The sequence below is a fragment of the Devosia sp. P1_H9 genome, from assembly GCF_056405135.1.
On record NZ_JBFUCQ010000008.1, the window covers coordinates 1 to 11,174 of the forward strand.

Genomic DNA, 11,174 nt, shown 5'->3' on the forward strand with positions numbered 1-11,174 from the left:
CTATGCCACCAGTGCCGGGGCGCATCCCCTGCCGCATCGCGAGAACGATGGGAAACTCGGTCGGCGGCCGGAGTGCCAGCACCGCCTTCGTTGCTCCCGCCCAGCTCATGCGTGCCAGGCTTCGTCCCTTGGGCCACTCCGCATCGAGCGACCCTCGCGTGATAGCGGCTTGACCGGCGAACCGGTCCTTGCCGTGATGGTTTCCGCCTGAACTGCAGCGACCCACAGCCCACCCGGTCTCCCCCGCACCAACCACTCGTCATGATCTCGCTTCGGTGCAGCGGATGGGTGGGAGAATCGCATGGCTGGGGAGTGGGGGGATAGAATCGTGCAAGATTCTCGCAACGCCTTGCCCGGCCTCGTGATTGTGGCTCCGCTCACCCCCTCCCATCCTCCCCCGTCAGAGGGGGAGGTGCCGGCTGGTGGCTGTGGCTTGATCGAACTCCAACCACGGCCGTCATCCCGGCGAAAGCCGGGACCCAGTGCTCAGTATGCTCCACCCGCGCGAGCACGTCCGACCTTGCTGTGATGGACCGGATGGGGTCGTGCCGAACCTACCCTCCGAGCAATGGGTCCCGGCTTTCGCCGGGATGACGGCCGGTGGGTGGAGACAAAGTGCCCTCCATCGACCCCCTCTCTTGCGAAAACTAAGGACTTAGCTGCGCTACGCCCAAGTTTTCGCTTTCCCCCCCAATGGGGGGAGGGGCCGGTGCGTAGGCACCATCTGCGCGGGAGATGGCGGCGGCCCGCTAGACCTGGCTGAGGCCGTAGTCCAGGTCTCTGATCAGGTCGTCCGCGTCCTCGAGACCGATCGACAGCCTGAGCAGCCCCGGCGTGATACCGGATTCCAGCCGCACTTCCTCGGTGAAGCGGGCATGTGTGGTCGTGCCCGGGTGGGTGATCAGCGATTTGGCGTCGCCGAGGTTGTTCGAGATCAGGATCACCGCCAGCGAATCCGACAGCGTGAATGCCGCATCGCGCCCGCCCTTCACGGTGAATGCGACCAGGGTCGAGCCGCTCTTCATCTGGCGCTTCGCCAGCTCATGCTGGGGATGCGACGGATGGAACGGATAGGAGATCTGCTCGATCTTGGGATGGTTGGCGAGGAAGTCGGCTACCTTGGCGGCGCTTTCGGTCATCTGCTTGACGCGGAGAGGCAGCGTTTCGATGCCTTTGAGCAGCACCCAGGCATTGAACGGCGACAGCGATGGGCCGGTCTGACGGAGCAGCGTGTGGACGTCCCCCTCGATCAGCGCCTTGCTGCCGAGCACGATCCCACCGAGCGTGCGACCTTGTCCGTCGATGTGCTTGGTTGCCGAGTAGGTGACGAGGTCGGCCCCGAGCTGCAGCGGCTTCTGGAACATGGGCGTGGCGAACACGTTATCGACGATCAGCTTGGCGCCATGCGCCTTGGCGATCTTGGCCACCGCCGCGATATCGACCAGCTCGAGCGTCGGGTTCGTCGGCGTCTCGATGAACACCACCTTGGTGTTCTTCTGCATCGCCCGCTCGAAATTCTCGGGGTCGCGGCCATCGACCAGCGTCGAAGGCACGCCGAACCGCGGCATCAGATCCTCGACCACATAACGGCAGCCGCCGAACAGCGCCCGCGCTGCGACGATATGGTCACCGGCCCGCACTTGGCTCATCACTGCATTGGTGACCGCCGACATGCCGGTGGAAAACGCGCGAGCCGCCTCGGCGCCTTCGAGCAGCGCCATCCGGTCCTGGAACATCTCCATGGTCGGGTTGGAGAAGCGCGAGTAGTTGTGCGCCGGCTTGTTGATCTTGTTGAGGAACAGGTCCTCGGCATATTGCGAGCTCGGGTAGGAGTAACCCGAGTTCATGAAGATCGCTTCCGAGGTCTCGTTGAACTGGCTGCGCTGCGTGCCGCCATGAACGAGCATCGTAGCCGCCGCGCGGCTCTTGGGGTCATTCAGCGGGTTCTTCGATTTCGACATATCTCGCCTCGAAAACAACAAAGCCGGCACGCGTTCGGGCGGCCGGCTCAACGGGTCTCTTTAGCGACTTGTTTTAGGTGGCTGCAATCAGACCGGCCAAATCACCACCATGTGCCTGAGCGTCACCGCAAAGGCGCATAGCGTCGATATACGACCCGAAGGTAGCGTGCGTCAATTCGGCTTGGCGTCAATCGCTGAGGTTGATAGGGGATGTGCCTAGGGTACGGGGTAGACCATTGGATAGTGAGCTTTGGGCCAAGGGCGTGTTTCCCGCCCGTTTCATCGAGCGACTGGCGGCACGCGGCGGCATCGTCAGCGATCGCCCGTTCGACGCTGACCAGGTCCAGCCGGCGAGTCTCGACCTGCGCCTCGGCAAGGTCGCCTACCGCATTCGCTCGAGCTTCTTGCCCGGTCCCGAGCACACCGTCGCCGAGCGCATCGAGACACTGAAGCTGCATGAGCTCGACCTGACCAACAGCGCCGTGCTCGAGCGCGGCTGCGTCTACCTGGTTCCGCTGCAGGAAAGCCTCAGCCTCCCCGACACCGTCTCCGCCGGCGCCAACCCCAAGAGCTCCACCGGTCGGCTCGACGTGTTCACCCGCGTCATCGGCGACCAAGCTCGCGGCTTCGACACGCTGCCGCACGGCTACAAGGGCCCGCTCTATCTCGAGATCAGCCCGCGCACCTTCCCGGTCCGCGTACGCACCGGCTCGCGCCTGAGCCAGATGCGGTTCCGCGTCGGCGACAGCCGGCTGACGGTGTTCGAGCACAAGTCGCTGCACAATGTCGAAACCCTGGTGTTCGACGCCAATGCTGAAGTCGGAGAGGGCGTGCTGCTGTCGATCGACCTGAAGGGCGAGGATCGTAACGGCCTCATCGGCTTCCGCTCGAAGCGCCATACGCCGGTCATCGACATGGACATCAAGGACAACCTCGATGTGCTCGATTACTGGGAGCCGCTGGTCAAGCGCGGCACCGACGAGTTCATCCTCGATCCCGATGAGTTCTACATCCTCGTGAGCCGCGAGAGCGTCCACGTGCCGCCCGCCTATGCCGCCGAGATGGTGCCGTTCGATCCGCTGGTCGGCGAGTTCCGCGTCCATTATGCCGGCTTCTTCGACCCTGGCTTCGGCCACTCCGCTGCCGGCGGCACCGGCAGCCGCGCCGTGCTCGAAGTGCGCAGCCGCGAAGTGCCGTTCCTGCTCGGCCACGGCCAGACCATCGGCCGGCTGATCTACGAGCGCCTCGCCGAGTCGCCCGACAGGCTCTACGGCACAGGCCTCGGCTCGAACTACCAGGCCCAGACGCTGAAGCTGAGCAAGCACTTCAAGCCCTTCGCGCTCTAGCGCAGGCGCATCGGCTTGCCGGGCGGCAACTCGGTGTCGTCGATGAAGCAGTAGCGCCAGTTCTCGCCGATCTCGTAGGACTGGATCACCGGGTGACCGGTGGCGTGGAAGTGGCGGCGGGCGTGGCGGTTCGGCGATTCGTCGCAGCAGCCGACATGACCGCAGACGAGGCACACTCGCAGGTGCACCCAGCCGTCGCCGCGCGCGACGCATTCGGGGCAGCTGTCGCGGGAGCTCGGCACGATGTCGCGGATCAGGCTGGCGTGAGCGCAGCCCCAGCTTTCATCGACACTGTCACTCATCGTGGGCAGGCTCCGTCACTGCCGGGCGGCTGAGCCGCAGCGGCAGCACGATGCGGAACTCCGTCCGCCCGGGCCGCGAAACGTAGCTGATGCGGCCGTGGTGGCGGTTGACCACGATGTTATGTGCGATGTGGAGGCCCAGCCCGGTGCCGACGCCCTGCGCCTTGGTGGTGAAGAACGGCTCGAAGATGCGCCGCCCGACGTCGTCGGGGATGCCCGGTCCGCTATCGGCGATAAGCACTTCGACCTCCTCGCCCAGCCGCTTGGCGCCCACCTCCAGCCGGCCCTCGCCGCCCATCGCCTGCACCGCGTTGTCGATGAGGTTGGTCCACACCTGGTTGAGCTCGCCGGCATAGGCCTCGATGCGGGGCAGGGCCGGCTCGTACATCCTCGTGACCGCAACGCCGTGCTTCAGCTTGTGGTTGAGGATCATCAGCGTGTCGTCGAGGCTCATGGCGAGGTCGACGTCCTGCACCGGCGCCTGGTCGAGATAGGCGTAGGATTTCACCGAGCGCACGATGCCGGAAATGGCCTTCGATGCAACTTCGATCTCCTCCATCAGCAGTTGTGCGGCGAGGCCCGACCCCAGCCATTGCAGCACCGGGGCCGCATGCGGCTGGGTGAAGGTGGCGAGCAGCGGCTCCAGCCGCTCGACCGACCAGCCATAGGCCGCCATCGCCGGCGCGATCTCCCAGGCGTCGGCGATACCAAGCGCCTCGAGCCGGTGGCTGAGCCGGGACTCCTGCTTCCGCGCTTCCGCGTCCGAACAGCGGGTCGCGCGGCAATCGGCGATGCTCCCCTCGAGTTCGACCAGCCCCTGCCGCTCTTCCGGCGTCATCTCCAGCATGGAGAGCTCGACCGTGCGGCGGCGCCACGCCTCGAACGCCTCGCTGAGATATCCGGTCGAGCGCTGGATTGCGGCCGCTGGATTGTTGAGCTCATGCGCCAGCCCGGCGGCAAGGGTGCCGAGCGCGGCTAGCTTGTCCGACTGCACCAGCGAGGCCTCGGTGCTCCGCAGCCGCGATGTGACCGTGCGCAACAGCGTCGCCGCCGCCTCGGGCCGGCGCGCCAGGAGCTGGCGAAAGGCCTCCTGGCCGATGGCCAAGAGCTCGCTCGGTTCGGTGGCGCGCACCGATGCCGTGCGCGGCGCCTGCTCGAGCAGCGACATCTCCCCCAGGAACTCTCCTGGTCCACGCGTCGCCAGGGTAACGTCGTGTTCGCCCTCGCGCTTGGTCACCTCCACGGCGCCCTTGAGGATGATGAACAGCGTGTCCCCATACGCGCCTTCCTCGATGAACACCTCACCGGGCCCCACGCCGACGCGGTGCCCCGCGTTCCAAAGTTCGCCCGCTTCGGCGTCGGTCAGCTCCGCGAACAGTGGCACCTGCCGGATCAGGTCGTTGGAACGCTCCGCGGTGGCGGCATCGGCGGGCATCGGTCAGCCGCCTTTCGGTCGCTGCGCCGGGGCAGGGCCGCGCAGATGCTGGTGCACGAAGGTCACTGCCATGGCGCCTTCGCCGACCGCCGAAGCGATGCGCTTGGTCGATTGCCGCCGCACGTCGCCGGCGACGAAGATGCCGGGCACGCTGGTCTCGAGCCAGAACGGTTCGCGCTCCGCCAGCCAGCCATTCGGTTTGCGGCCGGGTTCGCGCATCAGGTCCGCTCCGGAGAGGATGAAGCCCTGCTGGTCGAGCTGCAGCTTGTCCTTCAGCCAGTCGGTGCGCGGCGAGGCGCCGATGAACACGAATACGGCCCGCGCCGGCACCTCGGTCACCGCGCCGCTCGCACTATCGAGGACGGCCACTGCCTCGAGGCTCTCCTCTCCGATCAGCGCGTTGATCGAGGCGCCGGTCTGCACCGCCACGTTCTCGGCCTCGTCGATGCGCTCGACCAGGTATTGCGACATGCTCTCGGCCAGCGATTTGCCGCGCACCAGCAGCGTCACCGACCGGGCGTAGCGCGCGAGGTGCAGCGCCGCCTGGCCGGCGGAGTTGCCGGCCCCGACCACGAACACGTCCTGGTCCTTCACCCCCATCGCTTCAGTCATCGCCGCGCCATAGTAGAGCCCCGCGCCCGAGAGGCGCTCCGCACCCGGGACGTCGAGCAGCCGGTACGAGACGCCGGTCGCGACAATCAGCGCCTGTGCGGCGACCTTGCTGCCGTCGCTCAGCGTCAGGATGTGGTAGCCGTCCTGCGTTTCGAGGTTGACCGCCTCCACCGGCGTCAGGATTTCCGCCCCGAAACGCCGGGCCTGTTGCACCCCGCGACGCGTCAGGTCGGCGCCGCTGAGCCCTACCGGAAAGCCGAGATAGTTCTCGATCCGCGAGCTGGTCCCCGCCTGGCCGCCCGGAGCCTCGCGCTCGATCAGCAGCGTCCGCAACCCTTCCGACGCGCCATACACGGCTGCCGCCAACCCAGCCGGCCCGGTGCCGACCACCACCAGATCGTACGTCTCGGACACCGCATGGGTGTGCAGCCCGACCTTCTCGGCAAGTGCGGCGATGGTCGGCCGCGACAGCGCTGTGCCGTCTGCGAGGATCACCAGCGGCAAAGGCTCCGCCGCGGCGCCAGCGAGTTCGCGCAGCGTCGTCGCTTCCGCGTCGGTCTCGATATCGAGCCAGCGATAGGGGATAAGGTTGCGGGCAAGGAAATCGCGCACCCGGTGTCCGTCCGCCAGCCAGCGGTGGCCCACCACGCGCACCCCCTCGAACACCGGCTGGTAGTTGGCGCGCCAGTCGTCGAGCAGGTCGTCGAGCACGGGATAGAGCTGATCCTCCGGCGGGTGCCACGGTTTCATCAGGTAGTGGTCGAGCTTCACCTCGTTGATGGCCTTGATCGCTGCGTCGGTGTCGGCATAGGCGGTGAGCAGCACTCGCCGCGCGTCGGGGTAGAGCTCCATCGCCTTGGCGAGGAACTCGACGCCGCTCATTTCCGGCATCCGCTGGTCCGCCACGAACAGCGCCACCACCCGGTTGGCGAGCTTCAGTTCGCCGAGCAACTCTATCGCCTCGGCCCCGGATGCGGCGCGCTCCACGTCATAGGTCGCGGCGTAGTGCCGCCGCAGGTCACGCGTCACCGCGGCGAGAACCGAAGGCTCGTCGTCGACTGCAAGGATCACCGGTTTTTCCATCGGCTACGCCTGCATGACGTGCGGCTGGGGCGCAGTGGGCGGTGGGAGCCGGATCTCGTCGCGCAGGCTCGCCGCCTCTTCGCGTGCCTCCGCTGCTGCAGCTTGGTCGTGCAGCGCCTCGGCGATGTCGCCGAGAACGCTCAGCGCGTTGGCAAGGTAGGGCTTGAGATCCATGCGCCGGAAATAGACGATCGCGGCATCGATCGCCTCGCGCGCCTCTTGCGGCCGGTCGAGCCGCAGCAGCGCCCTGCCGAATGGCATGGCGAGGGCCGCCACGACGAAATCGTCGTCGGTCAACCGGGCGTTGTCGATCGCGTTGCGGATCTTGTCGACGGACTCCGCCGAACTGCCCTTCTCGAACTCGGCCTCGGCGACGCCGGCGCGGATCAGGTTGATGTAGTAGTCCATGCCCACCGCGTCGGCGATCTTCAGCGAGCGGCGGAACTGCGTCAGCGCGTCGTCGACCCGGTGCTTGTCGAGCTCGCCGCGGCCCACCCCGAAATAGCCGGCGCAGGCGCATTCGAGCCCATTAGCCGACATCGCCAGGTCCGCCCCGATCTTGGCGTGCTCGAGGCCCTTCTCGACCTCGCCCATATCGTAGTAGGCCATGCTTGCCCCGATATGGACGTCCGCCCGCTTCACCGGCGAGCCGATTGTCGACACCATCGCCAGCGCCTCGTCGATCAGTGCGTTGGCTTCGTCGAACTCTCCCAGCCGCGCCAGCGCCATCGCCCGATAGGTGAGAGCGTGGCCCAGCACGTCCGGCGCATCCTGCTTGCGCGCCATGTCGATCACCTCGGCGAGCTTCTCCTCGCCCGACCGGGCGTCGCGCTCGACCAGCGACCAGGTGGCGATGAACAGCGGCAGCAGCAGCACCTGGTCGTCGCCGGTCTCGGCTGCCAGGTCCTGTGCCTCCTGCAGGTACGGAAAGCCCTTGGACGGGAAGCCCGTGACCATGTGGACGTTGCCGTTCCAGGCCAGCGCCAGTCCCAGCCGCCGCTTGTCGCCCAGTTCCCGGGCGATCTGCACGGCCTGTTCGATCTTTTCCAGCACCCCCTCGAACTGGCCGCGCCGATTGCGCACCCAGGCCCATTCGAGGATCGCGTCGACGATGTCGGCCGGCATGGCGCCCGGCATCTTTTCGAGCGTGGCGAGAATCCGGTCGCGATGCTCCAGCTCCTCTCGCACGGCATATAGGCGCCGGGCTGTTTCCGCGGCGATCCGCGCGTATTTCAGCGTCCGTTCGAGGTCGCCCGCCTCTTCGAAATGGTGCGCCAGCATCGCGGCGAACTCATCGCGCCGCTCGGCAAACAGCAATTCCAGCGCGCCGCCGCAGCGTGCATGCAAATCCTTCCGGCGCGAGCGCAACAGCAGGTCGTAGGCTGCCTCGCAGGTCAGCGCGTGCTTGAAGATGTACTCCCGCTCGGGTTCGCGCGCCTTCTCGCGCACCAGCTGTTCGTAGGAGAGGGTGGCGAGGTGCGGCTCGACATGCTCGATCCGCTCCGCCTCCGGCCCGCCATGCAGCACCGTCTCCAGCACCCGGTGCTGGAACACCCGGCCGATCACCGCCGCTGTCTGCGCCACCCGCTTGGTGGCATCGGGCAGCCGGTCGATGCGCGAGCTGAGCACACCCGCGAGCGTGTCCGGGATCGTCGCTTCGAGGATCGCCCGCGTCGCCCGCCAGTGCTCGCCCTCGTGCACCACCTGACCGCCGTCGATCAGTGAGCGCAGCACCTCCTCGAGATAGAACGGGTTCCCCTCCGACCGCTCGAGGATCTGCAGCCGGATGCTCTCCGGAAGATCTTCGATATGGAGGAGGTTCCCCAGCAGCTCGCCCGACGCCGAGGCATCGAGCGGTTCGAGGTCGATCCGAGCAAAGCTGGAGCCCAGGCTCCCCTGCAGCCGGTCGATCAACTGCCAGCTCGCGGCCTTTCGGTCAGGCCGGAGGATGACGACGAGCAGCATCGGCTCGAACGCGGTGAGCGTTGCCACCTGCGCGATCAGTTCCAGCGTCGCGCTGTCCGACCAGTGGAGGTCGTCCAGCACCATGATGTAGGGGTGCATGCCGCCATCGGCGCGCATCACCGTCTTGATGGCGTTGACGATCGCCGCGGCCACCCCATTGACCACCTGGTCGCCGCTCATCGCGGAAAGTGCGATGCGGCTCGCCTCGCTTTCGACTGCCAGCATGGTCTCGTAGAACGGCACGTCGCTCTGCCGGAGCCCCAGTCGCTCGGCCCAGGCGGCGATCTTCTCGCGCACCTTGGGCGCCGCATCCATGTCGTCCGCGCCAACGATCTGCCGACCCAACTGCCGCCATGGGTAGTAGGGGATCGACTGCCCGTAGGAGATGGCGCGGGTTTCGCGCCAGATCGGCTGCGGCTCGGGCTTGGCGTCCCGCAAATGCTTGAGCTCAGCGATGAGCCGCGATTTGCCCAGCCCCGCCTCGCCCAGCACCGCGACGACCCCGCCGATCCCCCTGTCCAGGTCGTCCAGCTTGTCCTTGAGCAACCCGAGTTCGCGCTCGCGTCCCACCAGCGGTGAACTCAGGCCCTCGAGCCCGCGCATCGGCCCCGGCGCTGCCTTAACGCCCGTCACCTCGAAGCTCTCAACCGCCGCGGTCTTGCCCTTCATCTCGATCAGCCCGCGCGGCCGGAAATCGAACAGGGCATGCACCAGCTTGTGCGTATCGACGCTGATCAGCACCGTGCCCGGCTCGGCCGCTGATTGCAGGCGCGCCGCGACATTCGCCGCGTCGCCCAGCGCCGTGTACTCGGTCTTGATCGCATCGCCGACAAAGGCCAGCACCGCCATGCCGGTATTGATCCCGACGCGCAGGTCGAAGTCGATCCCGTAGCGCTGCTTGATCCCCTCGGCGTAGCTCATCGCCGCATTCTGGATTTCGAGCCCGGCCCGCACCGCGCGCTCGGCATCGTCCTCATGCGCAACGGGAGCGCCGAACAACGCCAGCACGGCGTCGCCCATCAGCCGCGAGACCGTGCCGCCATAGCGCGAGACCGCCGCGTTCATGAAGCCGAAGGCGCCGTTCATGATCTGCGCCCAGTCTTCCGGGTCGAGCTGTTCGGCGATCGAAGTCGAGCGCGCCACGTCGGCGAACAACACTGTTGCAAAGCGGCGCTCGCCTTCAAACTGTCGCGCCGCCTCCAGGGGGGATCCACAGTTGCTGCAGAAGCGTGCGCCTTCGGGATTACCGAATCCGCATTTCGAGCAAGTCAGCATTGCCATCTCGTTTCGGGCTCGAGATGTGTCACAGCGGCCGGAATTCTCGAGCGCAACCGGCCGAGATACTTGCGAGCATGATGCTAGCGCTCAACACCGGGCGGCACAAGCGGTGCGGGAATTCGCCGCAATTGACAAGACCGTGTTCGGGTGTATCGTTGCAAGCTAAGTATCGGTGGCTAAAGCAAATATGCCGCCGAATCGCGCTGACGTCTGACTATTCGGGCTGTATTCGGTCCTGCGGAATGCAGGGCGTGTGGCCGGAGACGGACAAGACACACGCCGCCGCATCTCTCGGTACATGGCCCGGACGCATGGGTTGTTGCCTTCTGTTTCATCGACGACCCAACCGGGTGAGGATGAACAAGAGATGGTCATAGCAGTCGTTCTCGTCCTGATCGTCGTCGGCTCGGTCGTGTTCCACTTCCTGAGCCCCTGGTGGTGGACGCCGATCGCCTCGAACTGGGGCTATATCGACAACACCATCATCATCACCTTCTGGATCACCGGCGCCGTGTTCGCCGCCGTGGTGCTGTTCGTTGCCTATTGTGTCTGGCGCTTCCGCCACAAGGAAGGGCAGAAGGCCGATTACGAACCCGAGAACAAGCGGCTCGAGAACTGGCTGATGGGCCTGACCGCAGTCGGCGTCGCGGCCATGCTGATCCCCGGCCTCTTCGTTTGGGGCCAGTTCATCAGCGTGCCCAAGGACGCCACCGAGGCCGAGGTGATGGGCGCACAATGGCAGTGGGCCTACCGGCTGCCGGGTGCGGACGGCAAGCTGGGGCTTTCCGATACCCGCCTGGTCGCCGCCGACAATCCCTATGGCATCAAGCCCGACGACCCCAACGGGCAGGACGACGTGCTGATCGAGGCCGACTACCTGCATCTGCCGATCGACAAGCCGGTCAAGATCCTCCTGCGCTCGGTCGATACCCTGCACGATTTCTACGTCGCCGAGTTCCGCTCCAAGATGGACATGATCCCCGGCGCCGTCACCTATTTCTGGTTCACCCCCACCCGCACCGGCCAGTTCGAAGTGCTCTGCGCCGAGCTCTGCGGCACGGGCCATCCCTACATGCGCGGCGGCGTGGTGGTCGACACCCAGGAAGACTACGACGCCTGGCTCGCCGGCCAGCAGACCTACGCCCAACTTTACGCTCCGGAGGTGCTCAAGACGGCCAATCTAGACTAAGGC

The 11,174-nt window shown here is 66.4% G+C and carries 7 protein-coding genes, 1 pseudogene and 1 riboswitch; of the genes and pseudogenes, 2 read left to right on the top strand and 6 right to left on the bottom strand.

Annotated elements, in window-relative coordinates:
- Positions 1 to 749: 749 nt before the first annotated feature.
- Complete coding sequence (metZ, locus tag AC1DYL_RS16485; protein WP_477150359.1) at positions 750 to 1,961, bottom strand: O-succinylhomoserine sulfhydrylase; 1,212 nt, start codon at positions 1,959 to 1,961, stop codon at positions 750 to 752.
- Between the two features lie 39 nt (positions 1,962 to 2,000).
- Positions 2,001 to 2,079: riboswitch (SAM riboswitch) on the bottom strand.
- Between the two features lie 118 nt (positions 2,080 to 2,197).
- On the opposite strand from metZ, the gene AC1DYL_RS16490 reads away from it, so the two are divergent.
- Entirely contained in the window at positions 2,198 to 3,307 is a 1,110-nt protein-coding gene (locus tag AC1DYL_RS16490) for a 2'-deoxycytidine 5'-triphosphate deaminase (protein ID WP_477174007.1), read from the top strand.
- Here the strand turns inward: AC1DYL_RS16490 and AC1DYL_RS16495 are convergent.
- From AC1DYL_RS16495 to AC1DYL_RS16515, 5 genes and pseudogenes are all read right to left on the bottom strand, one after another.
- On the bottom strand, positions 3,304 to 3,609 hold the full coding sequence (locus AC1DYL_RS16495; protein WP_477150361.1) for a UBP-type zinc finger domain-containing protein: 306 nt from the start codon (positions 3,607 to 3,609) through the stop codon (positions 3,304 to 3,306). The two genes, AC1DYL_RS16490 and AC1DYL_RS16495, sit on opposite strands and share 4 nt — an antisense overlap.
- On the bottom strand, positions 3,602 to 5,044 hold the full coding sequence (locus AC1DYL_RS16500) for a sensor histidine kinase (RefSeq protein ID WP_477150362.1): 1,443 nt from the start codon (positions 5,042 to 5,044) through the stop codon (positions 3,602 to 3,604). Before AC1DYL_RS16500 ends, AC1DYL_RS16495 begins: the two co-directional genes overlap by 8 nt.
- A 3-nt stretch (positions 5,045 to 5,047) precedes the next feature.
- Entirely contained in the window at positions 5,048 to 6,739 is a 1,692-nt protein-coding gene (locus tag AC1DYL_RS16505; RefSeq protein WP_477158636.1) for an FAD-dependent oxidoreductase, read from the bottom strand.
- A 3-nt stretch (positions 6,740 to 6,742) separates the two neighbouring features.
- Positions 6,743 to 9,859 carry an ATP-binding protein gene (locus AC1DYL_RS16510; protein ID WP_477174106.1) on the bottom strand — a complete coding sequence of 1,039 codons (3,117 nt, stop codon included), beginning with the start codon at positions 9,857 to 9,859 and terminating at the stop codon, positions 6,743 to 6,745.
- 51 nt (positions 9,860 to 9,910) lie between these two features.
- A pseudogene (locus AC1DYL_RS16515) lies at positions 9,911 to 9,985 on the bottom strand (zinc-ribbon domain-containing protein); the annotation flags it as partial.
- 364 nt (positions 9,986 to 10,349) lie between these two features.
- On the opposite strand from AC1DYL_RS16515, the gene AC1DYL_RS16520 reads away from it, so the two are divergent.
- Entirely contained in the window at positions 10,350 to 11,171 is an 822-nt protein-coding gene (locus AC1DYL_RS16520) for a cytochrome c oxidase subunit II (RefSeq protein ID WP_477150364.1), read from the top strand.
- Positions 11,172 to 11,174: the final 3 nt, after the last annotated feature.